The organism is Phaeobacter sp. BS52 (assembly GCF_045040595.1).
Classification (GTDB): Bacteria; Pseudomonadota; Alphaproteobacteria; order Rhodobacterales; family Rhodobacteraceae; genus Phaeobacter; species Phaeobacter piscinae.
In genome coordinates, this window is record NZ_CP090662.1 from 780,093 (window position 1) to 802,933 (window position 22,841).

A 22,841-nucleotide genomic window follows, 5' to 3' on the forward strand; every position below is an offset into this window, starting at 1 on the left:
GCAATGGCCTAGTCTGCGGGCAAAATATCTGCGCAGCCGAGGCGGCGTATCCTCTTCCCGTGCTCAGGACCGGGCGTAAGGGGGGGGGCGTGCAGAACAGGATCCGGGCAGTACAATAGGCAGACCAGCATAATGGGCAGAACATTAGCCATGAGCAGAAAAACAATGGCCCTTGCAGCGCTGCTGCCGCTCTTCATGGCGGCACCGCTGGCGGCGCAGGAGACGTCTGGGGCGACCAATACGTCGGCGCCAGAGGTGATCTCACCGGCGGCACAGGGGTTCAGCGGCCTTGCGCGGATTGAACCGCAGGAAACCCGGGCGGAGGACCGCCGCTCCGGGACGGATATTACCTTGGGGCTTAGCCAGGGCGTGCCGTATCGGCTGTTCACGCTGGATGCGCCGCCGCGTGTGGTGCTGGATTTTCAGGAGGTCGACTGGAGCGGTCTGGGCGAGCAGGCGCTGATCACCGAAGATGGCATCACAGCTGTGCAATTCGGAACCTATGTGCCGGGGTGGTCGCGGCTGGTGCTGGCCCTGGCGCGACCTATGCAGATTGAGACAGCGGCGATGGATATTGATCCGGTGACGGCGGCGGCCCAACTGTCGGTGGCCCTGCGCAAGACCACGGCCGAGGAGTTTGCCGCCACAACCGGCGCGCCGCGCGATGCCCGTTGGGATCTGCCTGCGCCCACCCCGATGATCGCGCGCGAAGCGAAGGATCTCGCTGGCCCCCCTGTTGATCGTGATCGATCCGGGGCATGGCGGTATTGATCCGGGGGCGGAGGCCTTCCTTCAGGGTGGGCTGGTGCAGGAAAAGGATCTGATGCTGCAATTCGCCATGGAGCTGGGGGAGATGCTGGTCCGCTCAGGGCAGTTCAATGTCCAGCTGACGCGGGATGATGACTATTTTGTCTCGCTTGAGCGGCGGATTGCGCTGGCACATCAGGCCAAGGCGGATCTGTTTCTGTCCCTGCATGCGGACAGCCTGTCAGAGGGGCGCGCCCATGGCACCACGGTTTATACACTCTCTGACGATGCCTCCGATGCGGCTTCGGCGACGCTGGTCGAGCGGCAGGAACGGGGCGATCTGCTGGCGGGCACCGATCTGAGTAAGGCTGATGATCGGGTGACCGATGTGCTGCTGGATCTGGCGCGGGTAGAGACTCATCCCCGCAGTCAGGCGCTGGCGCGGGCGTTGGTGACGGGGCTGAAGAGCCAAGGCGGGGCAATGAATCGCCGACCGCTGCGCGAAGCCGGGTTTTCTGTGCTAAAATCAGCCGATATCCCATCGGCTCTGGTGGAAGTTGGTTTTCTGTCCAGCCCCCGTGATCTTGCCAATCTGATGGACCCGGACTGGCGTGAGCGCACGGCGCGGGGCATTCTGAACGGGCTGTTGTCTTGGCGTATTGCGGATGAGGAGACCCGACCGCTGGTGCGTCAATAACCTCCGCTGGTTGGGCATTTTCACTGGCTGCACCCTCCGTCGATATCGGTCGGCCGCGTGAGAGCGGAACCAATGCGGCGGATGTGAGGTTTGGTATCCGGGGACAGCCTGTCGCGCTTTCCCCCTGTTTTCTCCGGGTCGGCGGCGTCAATATGCCGTTTCCCGTTTTGACCCCACGCGCCGCTGCACCTATATAGGCGGCACTGCGCGAGAAAGGCTCTACAGTGGTCAGATTTATTCTATCGTTCTTCGGTTCCATCTTCAGCACCATCACGCTGGGCATCGCAATGATTGCCCTGACCATTGGTGCGGTGTTCTGGATCTATGGCCGGGATCTGCCCAGCCACGAATCTCTGGCGCAGTATCAGCCGCCGACCATCAGCCGGATCTACTCCGGTGAGGGGCAACTGATCGACGAATTTGCCCAGGAACGCCGCCTGTTTACCCCGTCGGAAGAAATTCCCGATCTGGTGAAACAGGCCTTCATTTCGGCTGAGGACAAGAATTTCTACAGCCACAAGGGCTATGACATGCGCGGCATCGCCGCTGCGGCGGTTGAGGCGGTGCGGTCGCGCGGTGAAAACGTGCGCGGCGCCTCCACCATCACCCAGCAGGTGATGAAGAACTTCCTTCTGTCCGGCGACCGCAAGGCAGAGCGTAAGGTAAAGGAATTGATCCTGGCCTCGCGCCTTGAGGATACGCTGAGCAAGGAGGATATTTTGGAGCTGTACCTCAATGAGATTTTCCTGGGCCAGAATTCCTATGGTGTGACAGCGGCGGCGCAGACCTATTTTAACAAGACACTGAGCCAGCTGGCCCCGCATGAGGCTGCGACGCTGGCCTCCATGCCGAAGGCGCCGTCGAAATATCACCCGGTGTCGCAACGCGAGCGCCTGCTGGCGCGGCGCAACTACGTGCTGCGGGAGATGCGCGAAAACGGCTATATCTCCGGTGCGGTTTACAAGGTTGAGGTCGATCAGCCGCTGCGCTCGGTCCAGAATGGCGATTTTGACAGTTTCCGCACCGCGCTGCCGCCGCGGGACTATTTCACCGATGAGATCCAGCTTAGCAGCTGTCTGAGGACTTTGGCGAAGGTGAATTCTTTACCGGTGGTTTTACTGTGCGTGCCACCATCGACGAGGAAATGCAGACCGAAGCCGCATCGGCATTGCGCGGAGGGCTTGAGAAATACGACCGTTCGCGCGGGAACTGGCGCGGCACCGGCGTGACCCTTGATGCGGAGGCGCTGACCTCGGAGGAGAGCTGGCGTGCGGCGTTGAGCAACGCCTCGGTGCCCCGCGACATTGATCTGGGCGGCAAGTGGCATCCGGCGGTGGCGCTGGAGGTCGGCGACCAGAGCCTGCGTGTGGGGATTGAAGATGTGGCCGAGATCGGATCGGTCCCGCGCTCGGACATCAAATGGATGAAGGGCAGCTTCAAGGACAATATTTCCGCTGGCGACGTGGTACTGGTCCGCGCCGTGGAGAAAGACGGCGCACTGCAACATTGGTCGCTGCGTCAGGTGCCCGAGGTTCAGGGCGGCTTTGTCGCGATGGATGTGAACACGGGCCGCGTTCTGGCCATGCAGGGTGGGTTCTCCTACCAGCATTCGGTGTTCAACCGCGCCACACAGGCGCAGCGCCAGCCGGGGTCCAGCTTCAAACCCTTTGTCTATGCGGCAGCGCTGGACAGCGGCTATAGCCCCGCCACAATCGTTGTGGATGCCCCGATTGAGATCAACACCCCGCAGGGGCTGTGGCGTCCGAAAAACTCTACCAATAAATTTTACGGCCCAACGCCGCTGCGCACCGGGATCGAGATGAGCCGGAACCTGATGACCATTCGTCTGGCACAGGAAGTCGGAATGGAAGTGGTCGCAGGCTATGCCGAACGCTTTGGTGTATATGACAATATGGGGGCGTTTCTGGCCAACTCACTCGGGGCGGAGGAAACCACGCTGTATAAGATGGTGGCGGCCTATGCGATGTTTGCCAATGGCGGTGAACGGGTGCAGCCTACGCTGGTGGACCGGATTCAGGACCGCCGGGGGGAAACCATCTATCGCCATGATGACCGCGACTGCGTTGATTGTGCCTCGCCCGCGCTGGCGGCGGGACAGGCGCCTCGGATCGTGGACAACCGCGAACAGGTCATGGATCCGATCACAGCGTATCAGCTCACGTCGATGATGCGTGGCGTGGTGGATCGCGGCACCGCCTCCAGCGTGATCAATCTGCCAGTGCCCACTGCAGGCAAAACCGGGACCACCAACGACTCGCGCGATGTGTGGTTTGTGGGCTTTACCTCCAACATCGTGGCTGGTTGCTACATGGGCTTTGACCAGCCGCGCCCGATGGGACGCGGCGCCTACGGCGGCACCATGTGTGGTCCGGTGTTCCAGCAGTTCATGCAGAAGGCGACAGCCAAATATGGTGGTGGTAAGTTCGCCGTGCCCGAGGGCGGTCATTTCATCAAGATCGACCGCTATACCGGCGCGCGCCTTGCCGATGCCGCCTCGGGTGGCAATGTGGTGGCAGAATATTTCCGCGATGGCGCCGAGCCGATCTTTGGTCTGGCGTTTGATGGTGGCTTTGCGATGGGATCAAACCTGCCCCTGTTTGAGGAAGCCGCGCAGTCGGCGCGTCGCGTGACCACGTCGGATGGCGGCACCGCTGTTCTGGGACCAAAGGCCACCTTTGGCACGATCAGTTCCGGCGGGCTTTACTGACGCTGCCAGAGTTGGGCGATCCTATCTGAGGGGCGGGGCGTGGATATCATGACCCCGCCCGTTTTGTGCTGTGCGGTGGCGGGCTGCGCCAATCGCGCCGCTGCCTGCTGCCCCGGCTTGCCCGCAGGGCGCGGGTGGTTTATCACGCAGGCCTGATACGTGATTTCAAGGGATTGCCATGCGCGCCGAAACTCAGAACATCGTGGCCGATATCGAAAAGTCGCTGGAGCTTTTGGCGCAGCGTCTGGATTGGGAAACCGCCGAGTTCCGCCTGGAAGAGTTCAACGCCCGCGTTGAGGATCCCAACCTGTGGGATGATGCCGATGCGGCGCAGGCTCTGATGCGCGACCGGCAGATGCTGGTGGACGCGATCGACACCTATAAATCCATCAAACAGGATCTCAGCGACAATATGGAGCTGATCGAACTGGGAGAGATGGAAGAGGATGCGGTGGTCATTTCCGACGCCGAGGCAGCCCTCAAAGCGCTGAAAGAAAAAGCCGCCGAGAAAGAGCTGGAAGCGCTTCTGGATGGTGAGGCTGACAGCAATGACACCTTCTTGGAAATCAACGCAGGGGCAGGCGGCACAGAGAGCTGTGACTGGGCCTCAATGCTGGCACGGATGTATGTCCGCTGGGCCGAAAAGAAAGGCTACAAAGTCGAACTGCAGTCCGAAAGCGCGGGCGAAGAGGCGGGTATCAAATCCGCAGCTTACAAAATTTCCGGCCACAACGCCTATGGCTGGCTGAAGTCCGAAAGCGGTGTGCATCGTCTGGTGCGGATTTCGCCTTATGACTCGGCGGCGAAGCGCCATACCTCGTTCAGCTCTGTCTGGGTCTACCCGGTGGTGGATGACAATATCGAAATCGAGGTGAACCCCTCGGATATCCGGATCGATACCTATCGTTCGTCGGGCGCGGGCGGCCAGCACGTCAACACCACGGACTCTGCCGTGCGGATCACCCATGAACCCACCGGAATTGTGGTGACCTCTTCCGAGAAGTCGCAGCACCAGAACCGCGACATCGCGATGAAGGCGCTGAAATCGCGACTGTATCAACTGGAACTGGATCGCCGGAATGCGGATATCAACGCCGCCCATGAGGCGAAGGGCGATGCCGGTTGGGGCAACCAGATCCGGTCTTATGTGCTGCAGCCCTATCAGATGGTGAAAGACCTGCGCACCAGTCACGAGACCTCGGATACCAAGGGTGTGCTGGACGGCGATCTGGATGGCTTCATGGCGGCAACACTGGCGCTGAATGTGGCGGGCAAGAGCCGCTCGGAAGCACAGGGCGACTGATCGTATCACCGCGCTGACGCGGATTTGCGCGCGTCAGACTGACCTTTTGGATTCACAGAAACCCGTTTGCCCCGGCAAGCGGGTTTTCTTTGTGTTTTGGCCCGGCTAGGCTGCAGCCCACGGCCATCCAGGAGCGCCTTTCGATGATTGAGACCACACCCAGCGCCCGCGAGACCCTGCAGGATCTCTCTGCCGGTCGGCGCACCGCTGTTGCGCTGATGACGGAGACGCTGGCACGCATTGATGCGATAAATCCTGGCGTCAACGCCATCGTTGCACTGCGGGACCGCGAGGTGCTGCTGGCGGAGGCGGCGGCGGCGGACAGATCGACGACTCGGGGGCCGCTGCATGGGCTGCCCATGGCGATCAAGGATCTGGCCAATGTGGCAGGCGTGCCCGCGACGCAAGGCTCGCCTTTGCTGGCCGATTTCGTGCCGCAACAGGATGACTTGATGGTGGCGCGGCTGCGGGCAGCAGGCGCTTTGATCATCGGCAAGACCAATACTCCGGAATTCGGCCTCGGCTCGCATACGTACAACCCGGTCTACGGCGCCACGGCGAACCCCTATGACCGCAGCCGCAGCTGCGGCGGGTCATCGGGTGGCGCGGCGGCGGCGCTGGCGACCGGAATGGTGGCGCTGGCCGATGGCTCCGACATGATGGGCTCCCTGCGCAATCCGGCGGGGTGGTGCAATGTCTACGGCTTCCGGCCCAGTTGGGGGCGGGTGCCGGGGGAGCCGCGCGGCGATCTGTTTCTGCATCCGCTGTCGACCAACGGTCCGATGGCGCGCACCCCTGAGGATCTGGCGCTGCTGCTGGATGTGATGTCAGGGCCGGATCCGCGCCAGCCGCTCGCGGCCACAGCCGGGGCAGGGCACCGTGTCTCGCCCTTGCCAGAGGTGCGGCCGATGCGGATTGGCTGGCTGGCGGATTGGGGCGGGGCCTATCCGATGGAACCGGGCATTCTGGAGACCTGCGAGACGGCGCTGGAGGTGCTGCGCGGTCTGGGTCATCAGGTTGAGAGACTGTCGCCGCCCTTCGCCGCGGAGCGGATCTGGCAAAGCTGGAGCACGCTGCGTTCTTTCTCCGTGGCCGCGGGGCTCCGGGTTTTTGCCGGGCAGATGCAGCAGCTGAAAGAGAACGCCCAATGGGAGCTTGAGCGTGGTCTGGCCTTGAGTGGACAGGAGATCCAAGCGGCGTCGGACCTGCGTTCGGACTGGCAGCGGGTCGCGGCACGGCTGTTCTCGCAATATGATGCGTTGGTGCTGCCGACAGCGCAATGCTGGCCGTTCGACATTACACGCGATTATCCGCAGGTGATCGGGCAGACCGCAATGGACAGCTACCATCGCTGGATGGAAGTAGTGACCCCCGTTAGCCTGATCGGGGTGCCCTGTCTGGCAGCCCCTGCGGGGTTTGGACCCGGCGGTCTGCCAATCGGGCTGCAGGTTTTCGCTGCCCACGGGCGGGACAGTGAATTGCTGGCATTGGGACAGCAGTATCACCGCGCAACCCATTGGCCCGAGCGTCGCCCACCGCAGGTGCCATCGGCAACTGCCGTCCACTGAACAGCGGCATCAGGAGATCTTTCATGGAAGAAAAAGCCTTTGGCGTGCCCGATTTGCAGCCGATGACATTGTCGACGCTGGGACAGGCGTTGCGGTACGGCTGGGGTGACTTTCGCGCCAAACCGGGCTACGGGCTGTTTTTTGCCAGCGTCTATGTGCTGGCGGGATGGATCATGGCCTGGATCACCATGGCAACCGGCACCACCTTCTGGTTGGTGCTGGCGGCGATCGGGTTTCCGCTGATTGGACCCTTCGCGGCGGTCGGCCTCTATGAGGTGTCGCATCGCCTGGAGCAGGGGGAGGCGCTGGGATTTGGTGCCATATTGGGGGTGGTCTGGCAGCAAAGTCGCCGTCAGCTGCCGTCGATCTGCGCCATTATCATTATCGTATTTCTGTTCTGGTTCTTCCTTGGTCACATGATTTTTGCGCTGTTTCTGGGGCATTCAACGATGACCAATATCTCCAGCTCGCCTGAGGTCTTCCTGACCGCAAACGGGATGACCATGCTGGCTGTTGGCAGCGCGGTTGGTGCGATTTTTGCGCTGCTCCTTTACATGATCACGGTGCTGTCGCTACCGCTTTTGCTGGACCGGGAGGTGGATTTTGTCACCGCCATGATCACCAGTTTTTCCTATGTGCAGAGCAATTTTGTACTGATGATCCTCTGGGCGGCTGGCATTGCTGCGGCGACATTTGTGGCGATGATCCCGGGATTTCTGGGTTTGCTGCTGGTGCTGCCACTGCTGGGCCACGCCAGTTGGCATGTCTACCGGCTGATCGCGGCACGGGCCTGAAATGGGCCTCCGCGCCCGCTATCTGAACCGCGTACCCACTCCCAGCAATCGCTGTTGAAAGGGGCTGAGTTCGTGTTGCTCCACAAATCCGGCCCGCCGCGCTGCGCGCAGGATGGCCCCGTGGTTCTGCCCCAGATATTCATAAACCATACGCGTGGCGCGGTCAGCGGTTTCGCTTTCGCGACTGGTACGGGCGACATAGCTAAGCCCAGACATTGGCCTCCATCGCGGGCACATTGGCCAGATAGTTGAAGGATGAGGTGCGCCCGCCGCGTCGCGCCAGCGTGAAGGCGACCCCATCGTCGTAAGCCGAGGCATAACCACGAAATTCGCGGGACTTCGCATCGGATGGCAACCCCTGGTAGCGCATGGCGGATTTTGCCTCATAACCGCGGATGTAGGTGACCCCTTCGCTGCGAAATACCCGCACCAACCCCAGAATATAGCGATCCGTCCGCACGAAGCTGCGACGCAGAAACTGATAAAGGCCGGACGGGAAAAACGCCTCGGTCATATTGGTGACGCCGGGGCCGAGAAAATCGTTCAGAAAGGGCCCCTGAAGGATCTGCCCCTTGCAGGACAGCTGCGCGACCGGGTCCAGCAGGATGCGGGCATCCACATCAAAGAAGTTGCAAATCCTGTCCAGAACATCGGGGCGCGGAAAACTCTCCCCGGTCAGGTATCGGTTGAACTGGGTGCGGTTGATCCCCAGTCGCCGCGACAGCTCCGAAATCGATGGGTAGTCCCTGGCCAGTTGCCGCAGGTTGGCGCCAAACATATTGCGCAGCTCGGCAGGGGAGCGGTCGGGCTGGCTGGGCTGGCTCACGAAAGTCTCCTCTATGTTTGCAATTGGACTCAATACCAGATCTTGCGGTTACCCAAGGGAAGGCATATCACAGTTGTAGATAATAGCCGTGGAACTGACGCTATATAGCATCAATTCTGCATAAAACGACACAAATTGGTACAGATCTTTTCAGATGTTTTTGGTGTTCCTCCAACGTGATTTATCTCAAAATGGTTCGGGGCCAATGTGAGGTATGATATGATTGGTGTCGTCCTTTGGACTGACTATGACCTGCGGCAGGCTGTGATCTGGTGTGAAGATCACGGAGATCTGGTCTATTATCGCTGGACCTCTCTGGATGAGCCAGTCGCGCTCAGCAAAGGGGATTGCGTGGCATTCCATGTCGAAACGAAGGGCGCCCTGAGGTTGGCCTGCGATCTGCGCATCATTGAGGAAAGTCAGAGCCCGGAGCTGGCCGCCAAATTGGTCCGGGCAGAGCATGAGGCAAATCTGCACCCGCCAATGTCCCGCTCCAACGCGACTGTCATGTCCTGGGAGGACGCGCGCCGTGATCCGCTATATCCCACCTCTGACGGGGCGGAGCAGCAGGAGAATGGATCGTCCGACAATGGCCTTCACGCGGCGCCCGATCGTTGCCCGAGCGGGGCAACAGTGATCTCTTTCCCGGACAAAAAAGCCAGAGAGGCCCGCGCGCAGGCAAAACGGCGCAGCGGCTGACGCTCGGGACGCAGGGGCGCTGCAAGCCAGGATGAGGCTTTTGGCTGCGCCTGGGTCAAGCGCCGTCAATACCTAGATTTGTTCAGCAAAAAGGGGCCGCGCGGACGCAACCCCTATCTGGTATTTCAACGGATCTGATCAGCTGCCGCGCAGCAGCGCCGCAACGCCGGTGCGGGCGATTTTGGTCAGCCCCAAGGGCCGCATCATTTCCGCAAAGGCGTCGATTTTGTCTGGCGCGCCGGTCAGTTCGAAAATGAAACTGTTCAGCGTGGTATCCACAACCTTGGCGCGGAAAATCTCCGCCAGGCGCATGGCTTCGACGCGTTTGTCGCCTTCTCCAACCACTTTCACAATGGCCAGTTCCCGTTCCACGAAGGGATCTTCCACGGTGAGGTCCGTGACCTCATGCACGGGGACGATCCGCCCCAGCTGCGCCTTGATTTGCTCAATCACCTGCGGGGTCCCGGTGGTGACAATGGTGATGCGCGACAGATGGCCTGTGTGATCAACCTCGGCCACGGTGAGGCTGTCGATATTGTAGCCACGACCGGAGAACAGGCCGATCACGCGGGCCAGAACGCCGGGTTCATTTTCCACCAGAATGGTGATGGTGTGGCGCTCCTGAACATCCGAGAAATTCGGACGTAGGTTATAGGCGGAGTGGCTGGTGGAGCCTTTTTTGATATGTAGGGCAGACATTCGTCTATCTCCTTTTGTAGAGATATTTTAAATTCTCGTCGCTAGGGGTCATCGCAACCACCTGATCTAAAGACAAAGTACGTTCTTTAGGGAGAGGAACTGGTATGCGCCCTGTTCCTAGGCTGAATGGGTCTCCAGCCACGACTGCTTTGGCGGTATCGGAGACAATAACGTGAAAGTTACATTCCCACTTGCCTCCACGTTGTTTCGTTGTTGGGTTGTATGAGCTTTGTGGGTACATGAAGCAAATCTGCGCTACCTTCTTCGGCTCTTTTTGCACTTTCCAGAGGCCTTGGACCGCTCTTGTGTTGCCGGGATACCAAAGGTAGGCGCGACCATCGGGCGCAAAGTACTCGATCTGGGTGCCATGACTACTGTCATTGAAGAGAACAGTGTTCCCCTTGAATGAATCCCTGATGTCTACGGCGGAATACTTGTCGCTGTTAAACATGTGCACTGTCTCTCTGACACCGTAAGGTTGCGGCGCACATGCCGATAAGGCAGTCAGTGCGACCGCGACCAAAGGTAAGCTGATGAGTGAGTGCTTTCCGGACATTGATCAGACCAGCACCGCGCCGCCGGATTGGATGACGCCTTGGGTTTCGGCTTCGCCCAGCAGCATCTCGTTATGTGCCTTGCCCGAAGGGATCATCGGGAAGCAGTTTTCGTGCTTCTCCACCAGGCAGTCAAAGATCACCGGGCCGTCGTAGTCCAGCATCTCCATGATCGCGTCGTCCAGATCTTTGGGATCCTTGCAGATGATGCCTTTGGCGCCAAAGGCTTCGGCGAGTTTCACGAAATCGGGCAGCGCTTCGGACCAGGAATGGCTGTAGCGCTCGCCATGCAGCAGTTCCTGCCACTGGCGCACCATGCCGAGGCGCTCATTGTTGAGGATGAACTGTTTCACCGGCAGGCGGTACTGCACGGCGGTGCCCATTTCCTGCATGTTCATCAGCCAGGAGGCTTCGCCCGCGACGTTGATCACCAGCGCATCCGGGTGCGCGACCTGCACCCCAAGCGAGGCGGGGGTGCCGTAGCCCATGGTGCCAAGGCCACCGGAGGTCATCCAGCGGTTGGGATCTTCAAAGCCGAGGTATTGCGCCGCCCACATCTGGTGCTGGCCCACTTCGGTGGTGATGTAACGGTTGCGATCCTTCGTGAGGGCCTCAAGCCGCTCAAGCGCATATTGCGGTTTGATGGTGCTTTCAGACGCGGTGTAGGCGAGGCAGCGGATATCGCGCCACTCACTGATCTGCTCCTGCCATTGCGCAATCGCGGCGCTGTCGACCTTGCGGCCGCGGCTTTTCCAAACTTTCAGCACATCTTCAAGCACGTGGCCGATGTCGCCAACAATCGGGATGTCCACGCGGATCACCTTGTTGATCGACGAGGGATCGATATCGATATGCGCCTTGGTTGAATGGGGGCTGAAGGCATCGAGACGACCGGTGATGCGGTCATCAAAGCGCGCGCCGATATTGATCATCAGATCGCAGTCGTGCATCGCCATATTGGCCTCATACAACCCGTGCATGCCCAGCATTCCCAGCCAGTTCTTGCCGGAGGCCGGATAGGCGCCAAGCCCCATCAGCGTGGAGGTCACCGGAATGCCCGTCGCCTCGGCGAGTTCGCGCAGCAGCTGGCTGGCGCCGGGGCCGGAGTTGATCACACCACCGCCAGTGTAGAACACCGGGCGTTTGGCAGTTTCCATCGCTGCGACCAGCTCGGTGATGGCCTCCAAATCGCCTTTTACGGGCGGCTGGTAATGCGACGCAGCAGGTTTGGGGCCCTGATAGGTGCCGGTGGCAAACTGCACATCCTTCGGAATGTCGATCAACACCGGGCCGGGGCGCCCGGCAGTGGCCACATGAAAGGCCTCATGCAGGGTGCCTGCCAGCTTCTCGGTGTCCTTCACCAGCCAGTTATGTTTGGTGCAGGGGCGGGTGATGCCCACGGTGTCGGCCTCCTGAAAGGCATCCGAGCCAATCATAAAGGTCGGCACCTGACCGGTCAGAACCACCAGCGGAATGGAATCGAGCAAGGCATCCGTGAGGCCAGTGACCGCATTGGTGGCACCGGGACCGGAGGTCACCAGAACAACGCCGGGTTTGCCGGTGGAGCGGGCATAGCCCTCGGCGGCGTGCACGGCACCCTGTTCGTGGCGCACCAGAATGTGCCGGATATCATTCTGCAAAAAGATCTCGTCATAAATCGGCAGAACAGCACCGCCGGGATAGCCAAAGACCGTGTCCACCCCCTGATCCTTCAGGGCCTGAACAACCATTTTTGCGCCGGTCATCTCACGTTTCATCTGCTTTAGCTCCAATTGGCGGCATCGTTCTGTTTCGCATAAAAAAAGCCCCCGATTTCTGGTCGGAGGCGCATGGGTTCGATTATGGTGTACCGTTACCGGCCCATGCGCGTGGTTCCTACGACTACGACTAGCATTTTCATCGTCTTGGCTCCTCTAGCGTTAAGGCGGACCTTAGGACCGGGGGCAGGAGGCGTCAACAGGGAAATGAACCGAAAACACCCCGGTTTGAGACATTTTATTGCGTCAGGTCGGTGCGTAGCGACATTATTGCGGTTTTGAGTGGGGTGGATCGTGCCATTTCGGTCCTGATTTCCCTGTTTAGGGCAGGTCAACCCCCGTGTACCGGAGGGTGGCCCGTCTTTTTCTCCACCGATATGTCCGGCTCTGGACCTAATTCACCGGTATTGCTGCTGCATCGCAGCGTTGCGACAGCTCAGTATCCGACAATCCCGGCGGGCGGGTCAGAAACTGTGACCGGTGCCCTGTAACACGCCATGTTCCAATGCATAGCGGGTGAGGCCCGCAGTCGAGGATATGCCCAGTTTGCGTTTGATATTCTTGCGGTGGGTTTCCACGGTGCGCACGGAGATATCCAACGCCAGCGCCACATCCTTGTTAGATTTGCCCTGTGCCAGCTCCAGAAGGATGGTCTGCTCGCGCCCTGTGAGCGCCTCGCGGTTGGGATCATCCTTGGGCTTCAGGGAGCCTTCGGCACCGGTGCAGAGATAGGTCTCGCCGCGCATCACGGTGTCGATGGCCTGACGGATCTCCTCGGTCGGGACATCTTTCAGCACATAGCCCATGGCGCCATGAGCCAGCGCGCTGGAGATATATTCCGGGCTGTCGTGCATCGATAGGATCAGGATGCGGGTGGCAGGGCTTTGTTCGAGGATGATTTCCGTCGCACTCAACCCGCCAAGTTTGGGCATATTGAGATCCATCAGGATCACATCCGGTGTCAGCGCACGCGCCTCGGTCACGGCCTCTTCGCCATTGCTGGGACTGCCCACAACTTCGATGTCGTCATAGCTTTCAAGGATGGACTGGATGCCCTCGGCGACCATTGGGTGATCGTCGACGATCAGAACGCGAATGGTGTTTGGCATGATCGCCCCTCATGTGGCTTGCGCGGTTCCTGTGGCCCTATGCTGTGATGACAGATCGGGCAGGGCGCAGTTTGGCTCAGGACACCCGTTTGGAGGTCGCATTGGCCGCGTCTCCGGGCGGCAGAAGATGGCTCAGCGGCAAGAGCACCTCAATCACCGTGCCGCTTTGCGTGCCCCGTGATGACAAAATCCTGAGGGTGCCGTCAAGCTGTTCGATCCGTTCCTGCATGTTGCGCAGCCCGATGCCCGGGCCACCGCGGTCCTGCACTGGTGGCAGGCCGCGGCCGTTATCCGTGATCCGCATGGTGGCGCCACGGGCATGACCGCGCAGATCCATGCTGACTTCGGTGGCCTCGGCGTGGCGTTCGATATTGGTCAGCGCCTCCTGCGCAATACGGTAGAGCGCGATCTTGGCATCCGCGTCCAGACGGTTGCGAAACACCACGGTGCTGAACCGGGTCTCAATGCCGGTGCGGGCGGCAAAGTCATCGGTCAGCGCCTTCAGCGCCGGTCCCAGACCCAGATCATCCAGCACCCCAGGGCGCAGGTCGCGGCTGATGCGGCGGACCTCGGTGATGGCGGTGCCCAGATGTGAGATGCCCTTGTTCAAGGGATCATCGACGTGGTCGAAATCGCCGCGTGACAGCCGCCTGCGGGCATTGTCCAGGGCGTAGCGCACCCCGACCAGAAGCTGGCTGATCCCGTCGTGCAGTTCGCGCGCGACGCGGCCGCGCTCTTCTTCCTGCGCGTCAAAAACCCGCTGAGTCAGCTCTTTCAGCTTGGCGTCGGCCAGCCGGCGTTCGCGGATATTCAGCACCATGCCAGAGGCAAAGACCAGACCCAGCGCAAAGAGGGTGATCCCCCCGATATAGTAGAAGGTGCGGCGAATGCGGGTCTCCACCTCAGCGCGGGAGGCCGCGACAGAGGCCAGAACATCGTCAATAAACACCCCGGTTCCGATCGCCCATCGCCAGTCCTGTAGTCCCAGCACATAGGCCACCATCTGCGCCTCCTCGCCGGTCGAGGGTTTTTCCCACATAAATGTGTGCCAGCCAGCCCCCTGACGGGCCAGGCGGATGAATTCATCCACCACGGGCGTGCCGCGACTGTCCGTAAGGCCGCGCCAATTCTTGTTGATAAACTCCGTCTGGCGCGGGCTGACCAGATTGGTGCCGTCGTAATCATAGACAAAGAAGAACCCGTCCCGATCATAGATCATCGCGCTGAGGATCTGGGTCACCTGTTCCTTTGCGGCCTCGTCGTCCGGGGCGGCCAGCCCGTAGATATGCGAAAACCCATTCCGTGCCTGGGTCACATAGTTGCGCAGCTCGGCCATCTTGGCCTGCAACAGCTGCTGCTCCAGTGCCTTGATCTCCCGTTCGGCCAGTGCGCGCGATTGCACGGCGACAAGAACGGCAATGGCCGCCCCGGCGACAATGAGCGGTAAGGTGGCCAGCAGAGAGAGTTTCTGGGCGTAGTTCGGTCGCAGGAAATTGGGGATCAGACGCATGGTCGAATCGTTACGCAATCCGATTTGAGAATCAAAGCCCCCATTGGTGCGGTCACCGCACGAAAGTCCGACGCACCCCATGTGACCATCACGGCCTGCCCGGATTTTGGCCAAAAAATTTGGCCAAATTGCGGTTTTCTACGCAGTAGTAGGTATTCACATGACGCAGGGTGCGGCTAGGCTTGCCTCACTCGACAAGACCCGTTTCGGGCGCAGACCCGGAGCAATCCAATTAAATGGGAGGAGAAACCTATGGATCGTCGTTCCTTTTTGAAGACATCCGCGCTGGGGGGCAGCGCCGCTGCAGCAACCACTCTGGCCGCACCAGCCTATGCACAAGGCAAACGCACCCTGACCATGGTCACCACATGGGGCCGTGGCCTTGCTGGTGTGCATGACTCGGCGCAGTATGTTGCCGATGCCATCACTGCCATGTCCGGTGGCGACCTGACCGTTGATGTCAAAGCCGCAGGCGAGCTGGTCGGCGCGTTCGAAGTGTTCGACGCCGTGACCGCAGGCCAGGCCGACATGTACCATGGTGCAGACTATTATTTCACCGGCCAGCACCCGGGTTATGCTTATTTCACCGCCGTGCCTTTTGGCATGACGCCGCAGGAACTGACCAACTGGTACTACCATGGCGACGGCCATGCGCTGCATGATGAACTGGGCCAGATCTTCGGTCTGAAGTCCTTCATCGGCGGCAACACCGGCCCGCAGGCCGGTGGCTGGTACAACAAGGAAATCAAGGGCCCTGAAGATTTCAATGGCCTGAAGTTCCGGATGCCGGGTCTGGGCGGCAAGGCTCTGGGTAAACTGGGCGCCTCCGTGCAGAACATCCCTGGTTCTGAGGTGTACCAAGCGCTGTCCTCCGGCGCGATTGACGGCACCGAGTGGATTGGCCCCTGGGCGGACGAAAAGGCCGGTTTCCAGGAAATCACCAAGACCTACTACACTGCGGGCTTCCATGAGCCGGGTGCCGCGCTGTCGGTTGCCACCAACCGCGATGTGTTCGATGGCCTGTCGCCTGCGCACCAGAAGATCATTGAGATGGCAGCGGCTGCTGGCCACCAGTGGAGCCTGGCTCAGTTCATGAACAACAACGGTGCAGCGCTGCAGCGCCTGCAATCCGGTGGCGTGAAGACCCTGGAATTCCCTGACAGCGTCTGGGATGCCTTCGGTGCCGCGACCAAGGAAACCCTGGACGAGTTCATGGGCGACGAACTGTTTGCGAAGATCCGCGGCAGCGTCGAAGAGTCCATGAAGGCCTCCTCCGGCTGGATTACCAAATCCGAAGGTGCCTATCGCGTTCAGCGCGACCGCGTTCTGGGCTAACCCTCTTCGAGCGGTTTCAATCGGATCCTCCGCAGCGGCGGGGGATCCTTTCGCAATTGCAGCTCGGCAGGGATGGCCGCAGCCATCTATGCCCATCGGGTCCAACGATCCGTGCGCGCCTGATTTTATCCCGAAGATGACAATCAAACGGCCCGCGCTGCACGCATTTATTCGAGGGAAAAATGCAGGACGAAAGTGGCGTTTCCTTTTTTGGAGCCTTACTGGGCGGCCTGATCTGGCTGGTTCAGAACATTGCGGGCGCCTTTTATAACTTCGGCTATGCCGTCGCCAACCCGCAGCTCTGGCTCGATTGGTCCGACAAGGCCTCCGTCATGCGGTTTGTCTACTATGGCGGGTCGGTTGAGTTCTTCTTTGTGGTGTTTACCGCGTTTCTGGTGCTGACGGCTGTCGGCATCTATCGCCATTCCATTATGTGGGGTGTCGTGCGCGGGCTGGAGGGCTTTGCCAACACGCTGGGGCGTCTGTTTGCCTGGGCAGGCCTGCTGATGGTGCTGCAGCAGATCGTGATCGTGTTCATGCAGCGGGTGTTTGCACGCCCGGACATGAGCTTTGGTCTGGGCATCGCGCTGGAAAAAGACATCAGCTGGTTTGCAGAAGAACTGAAGCTTTACAATGCTTTGGTCGTCTGTCTTTGCGTGACCTACACGTTTGTGCAGGGCGGCCATGTGCGGGTCGATCTGATCTATTCCGGTATCAGCTTCCGCGCCAAGCGGGTGGTGGACATGCTGGGATCGCTGATCTTCATGATGCCTGCCGCAGTGCTGACGTGGATGTATGGCTGGTTCTTCCTGTGGCGCCACCTGATCGTGCCCAAACCCTCCGCCTCTGACACTCTGGACCGGCTGGTGATGAAATCACGGGCCCTGCGCTGGAACGTGGAAACCATCGGCTTCAGCCCCAATGGGTTCAACGGGTATTTCCTGTTCAAGATCCTGCTGGTGGTCTTCGCCGGTATCGTCTTCCTGCATGCCATCGCGTTTTTCTACCGCTCCTTCCTTGAGTTTGTGGAAGGGCCCGGCAGTGAGAACAAACACCTCGACAAGGACAGCCTTGGTGAAGGTGAAGAAGCCTATGAAGGCGCGCATTAAATAAGGGACAGCCCCCATGCTATTCGGACTTGATGGCGTTGAAATCGGCCTGATCATTGTCTTCTTCTGCCTTTTTGGCGGTATTCTTTCCGGCTTTCCGGTGGCCTTTGCCATCGGCGGAGCCGGGGTCATCTCCTTTGGGATCATTGCGGCACTGGACAGCGCCGGGATCCTTGTTCATCAGGCCATCGACACCTCGTCGCAGGTCTATCGGGATCTGGTGAATTCCGGCGTGAAGCCGGATTCTGTGTCGGTCTTCCGATACCCCGATCTGCCACGCGTCGCCGAGGCCGTCTTCCCGCAAGGCTGGGAAGTTGCGATGGACCGCAATGTCTCCTTCATTGTGAACCGGATGAACGAACGGGTTCTGGCGGGGGCGTCGATTGAGACCCTGCTGGCGGTTCTCATGTTTGTTCTGATGGGAATCACCCTGGAACGTTCCAAGATCGCCAACGACCTTCTGACCACCATGGCGCGCGTCTTTGGCCCGCTGCCCGGCGGTCTGGCGGTGTCGATTGTGGTTGTGGGCGCCTTCCTCGCTGCCTCAACAGGGATCGTGGGCGCAACTGTTGTGACCATGGGCCTGCTGGCGCTGCCAACCATGTTGCGCAACAACTATTCGCCGGAACTGGCGACTGGTGTGATTGCGGCCTCTGGCACACTTGGCCAGATCATTCCGCCGTCCATCGTGATCGTTCTATTGGGCACGCTGGCGGGGGATCTCTACTCCACCGCGCAAGAAGCCCGAGCGCAGGAATTTGGCTGCTCTGATGCGCTGACCTATCTGGGGGAGCCCGCGGTTGTGTCGGTTGGCACGCTGTTTCAGGCAGCCCTGTTGCCGGGCATCATGCTGGCGTTGCTCTATGCACTTTATGCCTTTGGCTATGCACTGCTGAATCCGGAAAAAGCCCCTGCGGTGGTTCTGGAAGGCGGCACCGGCGAGCCAATCACCCGTGGGGAAGGCCTGACCTGGTTCCTTGGTGTGCCGGTTGCGTTGATTGCGGGTGCTATGCTGCTTGGCCAGATCAATCTGATCGGCAGCCAGAACATCAATGTCTCTACCTTCTCTGATGCAGGTCAGACCGCAGCACTGCGCACGAACGTTGGTGATGACTGTAAGGCCGCGATGATTGATCTGCATGGTCAGGAAGCCTGGGATGCAGCAGTGGTCGAACAGGACGCCATTGATGCGGCTGGCGGCGTGACCCAGGCAACCAAGCTGACAGAGGAAGAGCTGGAAGCTGCCAAGATCGCCAAGATTGACGCCGCAGCGCCAATTGGCACCGGTCTGACCGTGCTGATGGTTCTGATGGGGCTGGTTCTGGCGGTGGGGCGTGGTGTTTCGCCCTCGGCCGATCCCAAGCCGCTGATCCTTGGCGCAATTGGCGTTCTGCTGATCGCGTTGGTAGATGTTGTGGCGATTGCTCCGACCACCAGCCCGGGTGTCACCGTTGTGCTGATTGCGCTGCCGACGCTTCTTGCTCTTTACGGCTGCAGGGTCGCTGCGGGGCGCAGTGCCAAAAACGATTTGATCCGGGTGGTCTTTCCGCCGCTGATCCTGATTGTCGCGGTGCTGGGGTCCATTCTGGGCGGTATCACCAACCCGACGCCGGCTGCGGCACTGGGGGCCGGTGGTGCCATTATGCTGGCGGCCTACCGCAAGCTTCAGGATCAGGGTAAATCCGGTAAGATCATCATCTGGGCAACCTTTGCAGTGGCCATCTGTATTCTGGTTGGCGTGAATTTCGATCTGCGCATCAACGGTCAGAGCGGTGTGTCGGCCGAAACGGTCATCGCCTTTGGCGTGGCCTATGGCGCCTATCTCTTTGCGCTGTTTGGTCTGCTTTATGGGTGCTGGGTGTTGTTCAAGGGCGGCGTCCTCACACCTGTGGTGCGCGAAACCGCCAAGGTGACATCGATGGTGTTCACCATTCTGATCGGCTCGCAACTGTTGAACCTGGTGGTGATCTCCTTTGGTGGGGAGCATTATATCCAGCAGTTCCTTAAGAGCTTTGACAGTGAGCTGAAGGTTTTCCTCATTGTGATGGTGGTGCTGTTCATCCTGGGCTTCGTGCTCGACTTCCTTGAGATCATCTACATCGTGATCCCCATTGTGGGGCCGGTGATCTATGGCGGGTCGTTTGATCCGAAATGGGTGACCATCATGGTGGCGGTGAATCTCCAGACGTCGTTCCTGACGCCGCCCTTCGGATTTGCGCTCTTCTATCTGCGCGGGGTCGCACCGAAGGAGGTCACCACCGGCCATATCTACCGCGGGATCCTGCCCTTTGTGCTGATCCAGGTGGTGGGTCTGGGCATCCTGTGGATGTTCCCATCGATTGTGACCATTGTTCCGGCGCTGATGCCGAACTGATCCTGCCTCAATCGCCACATCAAAGGGCCCTCCAGACGGAGGGCCCTTTTTTCATGCCAAAGGGCGCGGTGCATGGGCGCTGCCCCTCTGCGCCATGGGCGCATTCTCCCCGGGATATTTCAGGCCAGACGAGGGGCGCGCGTTTGCTCAGGTAAGCTGAAGCAGATCCCAGCGATTGCCGAAAGGATCGCGCCAGACTGCGACGGTGCCATAGGGTTCGCGGCGAGGTGCCTCCTCGAACCTGACCCCTGCGGCCAGCATGGCCGCGTGATCGCGGACGAAATCATCTGTGCTCAGGAACAATCCGACGCGTCCACCAAATTGGTTGCCAATAGCAGCCTGCTGCGCGGTGTTGTCTGCGCGTGCCAGAATGAGGCTGCCCACGCTGGCGCCGGGCGGCAGGATCCGCACCCAACGTTTGCGCCCCTGGTCAATGTCCTCGGCCAGTTGCCAGCCAAGCGTCCCGCAATAAAAGGCAATCGCCGAGTCGTAGTCGGGCACGACAAGGGTGACGGCGTGGAGGGTTTGCACTGGACTACCTGCTGTGGTTGCGCGAATCCGGCAGGTGGATATTGGCGACCTGTTCCGCAATCGGATCGGTCGACAGGGGATGTGCCGTGTCATCGAAAGCGTCGGGATCAGTCATCGGCTGCCAGGCCCCCCGGTGATAGACCTCAAGCCCGGTGAATTTTGCCTTGTAGCCCATCTTGGCGCTGCCCGGGACCCAATAGCCGAGGTAGACATATGGCAACCCGGCCTCACGTGCGATTTCGATATGATCTAGGATCATGAAGGTGCCGAGCGAATTCTGTGGCAGATCGGGTTGGTAGAAAGAATAGACCATGCTCAGCCCGTCTTCGAGAACATCGGTGAGCGATACAGCGGTGAGGGCATTGGTCTCACGGTCGTTGTATTCCACCACCCGGCTGCGGATCGGTGTTTCTTCGATCATGGCCGCATATTCAAAGACATCCATATCAGCCATCCCGCCATCGGCATGGCGGCTGTCCAGATAGGTGCGAAACAGCGCATATTGATCTTCTGTTGCCCAGGGCGAGGTGGCGCGCCGCTCCAGCCCGGAATTGCGCTTCAGAGTTCGCTTCTGCCCCCGGCTGGCCTTGAAGTCAGCGACATTAATCCGGGCCGACAGGCAGGCAGAGCAGTCCGAGCAGGAGGGCCGATAAAGCACATTCTGCGAGCGGCGAAAGCCCTGTTGTGACAGGCTGTTGTTCAACTGCTCAACCCCGTCGCCCTGAAGCGCAGTGAACAGCTTACGCTCCATCCGATCTGCCAGATAGGGGCAGGGCTGCGGCGCAGTCACGTAGAACTGTGGGGCAATCGGCAGAGTATGGCGCATCAGGCGGGTGGGTGTCCGTTTGGTCTTGGCGCAAAAGGCCCCGATGTCGCGCGGGCGCTGCAATGCGGGTGCGCTGACAGAACGGGGCACTCTGGCCACTAGGTTGATGTCGATGATAGCAACGCCGCCGCCATGCGCCAAGGGGCCAGTTCCGATTAAGGTTTACAGATTTTGGGATCTGTTCGACGCCCTATCCAGGGCTGCGTCTTGGGGCTTTGGTTGCGGATTACCTGCGCCGGTTCAGCATCACCGTGCCGAGCACCGCATCCGTCAGCCCCTGACCGCGCGCTGACATCAGCATCATCAGGATGGAGATCACCTGCAGCACAGGGAAGGCCATCGAGATCGAGTAACCGGCGGTATGCAACAACGCGCCCTGACCATCAAGCTTGCGCCCTGAGAGGTCCCGCAACTCAATTCCCGCGATGACCATCCCCCAGGTGGCGGAGCCTGCGGCGATGGTGACCGCGCGGTAGATGAAGCCGATGACCAGATAGAGCAGAGGCCAGATGAACAGCCCGGTAAAGGCGGTGAAAACCACCGCGACACTGGCCAGAAGCGTGATCAAGACGCTGTCGATCAGCCAGGCGAACAGGCGCTTTGAGGCAACAAACTGGTAGAAATCGGCCTGATAGTCGGGGTCGGGCAGGGCGGTCATCACAGCCTCCTTCTGGCTTTACTTCGGGGGGATGGGGGGTGGGGGATGGATCTGCGGCCTGCGAGAAACGGCAGCGGTTTTGGCAACGGTAGGTGCCCCTCCCCGGATGGGGCGAGGCTGGGGGGAGGGAGGTCAGTGACGCTTGCTGCGACGGGAGCTGCTATCGTCGTCATCTTCATCGTCGAGTTCGATAGCCTCATCATCGTTCTGCAGCGCGCGCTCATGCATGAACTCATCAAATTCGGATTTGTCCTTCGCGGCGCGCAGGCGCTGCAGGAAGGCCTCAAAATCATGCTGTTCCTGCTCCAGGCGCTGCAATGTATCGGCCTTGTAGGCGTCAAAGGCGCTGTTGCCAGACGGGGTCATCGCCGACATGCCATGGCGAGCCCAGGATTTACGACGAGTGCTGCAGGATTTTGAGAACATACGCTTGCTCCAGATCATGTAAAACAAGAGGGCCAGGCCAACCGGCCAGAAAAACACGAAGCCAAGGACCATCGCTGCGATCCAGGCGCCCTTGCCCTTGCTGTCGAGCCAGGATTCACTGCGGGAAAACCAGCCCTGTTCGGACGGCTGCGGGGCGGTTGAGGTATAACTCGTCATCGGGGTCTCCAGGTTAACGTTGCAAGGTGTGGCGTCTATGTAAATGCGCTTCACATTATGGAATATCGGAGTCCCCGTGCTCGGTTTCAAGGCTCGATGTAAATCTTTTTCACATAATGGGTTTTGATTTTGTTTAAGCGTATGATTTTAATTTGAAATTTAGTTTTTTCTGAGTGTAGCGGGACACTTCCGTTTGCAAACTCGGACACTTCAAGTTGCAGCAATCGTCTTGTTGTTGCAGCCTAACTTTGCCCCGACTTCCTGTGTCGCGCCCTAGCATGCTACGTGTTTTACAGGATGAAGCCGTTCCAGTGCGCTATTTTCTTTTAAATGCGCTTATTATCCCCGCTGTAGCGGGACACTTCCGTTTGCAAACTCAGACACTTCAAGTTGCAGCAAACATTTTTGAACTAG

16 protein-coding genes and 3 pseudogenes are annotated in these 22,841 nt (G+C 59.8%); 9 read left to right on the forward strand and 10 right to left on the reverse strand.

What is annotated here, in order from left to right; all coding sequences use genetic code 11:
* Nucleotides 1-132: 132 nt before the first annotated feature.
* The 5 genes and pseudogenes from L0Z65_RS03820 to L0Z65_RS03840 all read left to right on the forward strand — a co-directional run bounded on the left by L0Z65_RS03820 (nucleotide 133) and on the right by L0Z65_RS03840 (nucleotide 7,837).
* Nucleotides 133-1,444 (forward strand): annotated as a pseudogene (locus L0Z65_RS03820) (N-acetylmuramoyl-L-alanine amidase).
* Nucleotides 1,445-1,668: 224 nt separating this feature from the next.
* Nucleotides 1,669-4,172 (forward strand): annotated as a pseudogene (locus L0Z65_RS03825) (penicillin-binding protein 1A).
* A gap of 178 nt (nucleotides 4,173-4,350) precedes the next feature.
* Nucleotides 4,351-5,475, forward strand: a complete 1,125-nt coding sequence (gene prfB, locus L0Z65_RS03830) for a peptide chain release factor 2 (protein WP_405110904.1) — start codon at nucleotides 4,351-4,353, stop codon at nucleotides 5,473-5,475.
* A gap of 143 nt (nucleotides 5,476-5,618) precedes the next feature.
* Entirely contained in the window at nucleotides 5,619-7,043 is a 1,425-nt protein-coding gene (locus L0Z65_RS03835) for an amidase (protein WP_405110907.1), read from the forward strand.
* Nucleotides 7,044-7,066: 23 nt separating this feature from the next.
* The gene (locus L0Z65_RS03840) at nucleotides 7,067-7,837 is read left to right on the forward strand and encodes a DUF2189 domain-containing protein (RefSeq protein WP_405110910.1); all 771 of its coding nucleotides are present in this window, start codon (nucleotides 7,067-7,069) and stop codon (nucleotides 7,835-7,837) included.
* Between the two features lie 18 nt (nucleotides 7,838-7,855).
* On the opposite strand, the pseudogene L0Z65_RS03845 reads toward L0Z65_RS03840, so the two are convergent.
* Nucleotides 7,856-8,615, reverse strand: a pseudogene (locus L0Z65_RS03845) (helix-turn-helix domain-containing protein).
* A gap of 267 nt (nucleotides 8,616-8,882) precedes the next feature.
* On the opposite strand from L0Z65_RS03845, the gene L0Z65_RS03850 reads away from it, so the two are divergent.
* The gene (locus tag L0Z65_RS03850; protein WP_102906780.1) at nucleotides 8,883-9,362 is read left to right on the forward strand and encodes a hypothetical protein; all 480 of its coding nucleotides are present in this window, start codon (nucleotides 8,883-8,885) and stop codon (nucleotides 9,360-9,362) included.
* Nucleotides 9,363-9,500: 138 nt separating this feature from the next.
* Here the strand turns inward: L0Z65_RS03850 and ilvN are convergent, their stop codons facing one another.
* The 5 genes from ilvN to L0Z65_RS03875 form a co-directional block, all read right to left on the reverse strand.
* Nucleotides 9,501-10,061, reverse strand: a complete 561-nt coding sequence (gene ilvN, locus L0Z65_RS03855; protein ID WP_405110914.1) for an acetolactate synthase small subunit — start codon at nucleotides 10,059-10,061, stop codon at nucleotides 9,501-9,503.
* Between the two features lie 4 nt (nucleotides 10,062-10,065).
* Complete coding sequence (locus tag L0Z65_RS03860) at nucleotides 10,066-10,512, reverse strand: hypothetical protein (protein ID WP_102896770.1); 447 nt, start codon at nucleotides 10,510-10,512, stop codon at nucleotides 10,066-10,068.
* 108 nt (nucleotides 10,513-10,620) lie between these two features.
* Nucleotides 10,621-12,372 (reverse strand): acetolactate synthase 3 large subunit, encoded by a 1,752-nt coding sequence (locus L0Z65_RS03865; RefSeq protein WP_096871612.1) that lies wholly within the window; start codon nucleotides 12,370-12,372, stop codon nucleotides 10,621-10,623.
* A 464-nt stretch (nucleotides 12,373-12,836) separates the two neighbouring features.
* Nucleotides 12,837-13,481, reverse strand: coding sequence for a response regulator transcription factor (locus tag L0Z65_RS03870; RefSeq protein WP_102896771.1), 645 nt, complete (start codon nucleotides 13,479-13,481; stop codon nucleotides 12,837-12,839).
* 76 nt (nucleotides 13,482-13,557) lie between these two features.
* Nucleotides 13,558-14,991 carry a cache domain-containing protein gene (locus tag L0Z65_RS03875; protein WP_405110919.1) on the reverse strand — a complete coding sequence of 478 codons (1,434 nt, stop codon included), beginning with the start codon at nucleotides 14,989-14,991 and terminating at the stop codon, nucleotides 13,558-13,560.
* Nucleotides 14,992-15,243: 252 nt separating this feature from the next.
* Between L0Z65_RS03875 and L0Z65_RS03880 the strand changes: the two genes are divergently transcribed.
* The 3 genes from L0Z65_RS03880 (at nucleotide 15,244) to L0Z65_RS03890 (ending at nucleotide 19,809) form a co-directional block, all read left to right on the forward strand.
* Nucleotides 15,244-16,326 (forward strand): TRAP transporter substrate-binding protein, encoded by a 1,083-nt coding sequence (locus L0Z65_RS03880; protein WP_102896772.1) that lies wholly within the window; start codon nucleotides 15,244-15,246, stop codon nucleotides 16,324-16,326.
* 182 nt (nucleotides 16,327-16,508) lie between these two features.
* Entirely contained in the window at nucleotides 16,509-17,435 is a 927-nt protein-coding gene (locus L0Z65_RS03885) for a TRAP transporter small permease subunit (RefSeq protein WP_096871608.1), read from the forward strand.
* A gap of 16 nt (nucleotides 17,436-17,451) precedes the next feature.
* Nucleotides 17,452-19,809, forward strand: a complete 2,358-nt coding sequence (locus L0Z65_RS03890; protein WP_405110924.1) for a TRAP transporter large permease subunit — start codon at nucleotides 17,452-17,454, stop codon at nucleotides 19,807-19,809.
* Nucleotides 19,810-19,956: 147 nt separating this feature from the next.
* Here the strand turns inward: L0Z65_RS03890 and L0Z65_RS03895 are convergent, their stop codons facing one another.
* The 4 genes from L0Z65_RS03895 to L0Z65_RS03910 all read right to left on the reverse strand — a co-directional run bounded on the left by L0Z65_RS03895 (nucleotide 19,957) and on the right by L0Z65_RS03910 (nucleotide 22,427).
* Nucleotides 19,957-20,340 carry a VOC family protein gene (locus L0Z65_RS03895; protein WP_405110927.1) on the reverse strand — a complete coding sequence of 128 codons (384 nt, stop codon included), beginning with the start codon at nucleotides 20,338-20,340 and terminating at the stop codon, nucleotides 19,957-19,959.
* 4 nt (nucleotides 20,341-20,344) lie between these two features.
* The gene (locus tag L0Z65_RS03900) at nucleotides 20,345-21,166 is read right to left on the reverse strand and encodes an arginyltransferase (protein ID WP_096873151.1); all 822 of its coding nucleotides are present in this window, start codon (nucleotides 21,164-21,166) and stop codon (nucleotides 20,345-20,347) included.
* Nucleotides 21,167-21,392: 226 nt separating this feature from the next.
* Nucleotides 21,393-21,824 (reverse strand): RDD family protein, encoded by a 432-nt coding sequence (locus tag L0Z65_RS03905; RefSeq protein WP_024096835.1) that lies wholly within the window; start codon nucleotides 21,822-21,824, stop codon nucleotides 21,393-21,395.
* Between the two features lie 132 nt (nucleotides 21,825-21,956).
* Entirely contained in the window at nucleotides 21,957-22,427 is a 471-nt protein-coding gene (locus L0Z65_RS03910; protein ID WP_096789341.1) for a DUF2852 domain-containing protein, read from the reverse strand.
* Nucleotides 22,428-22,841: the final 414 nt, after the last annotated feature.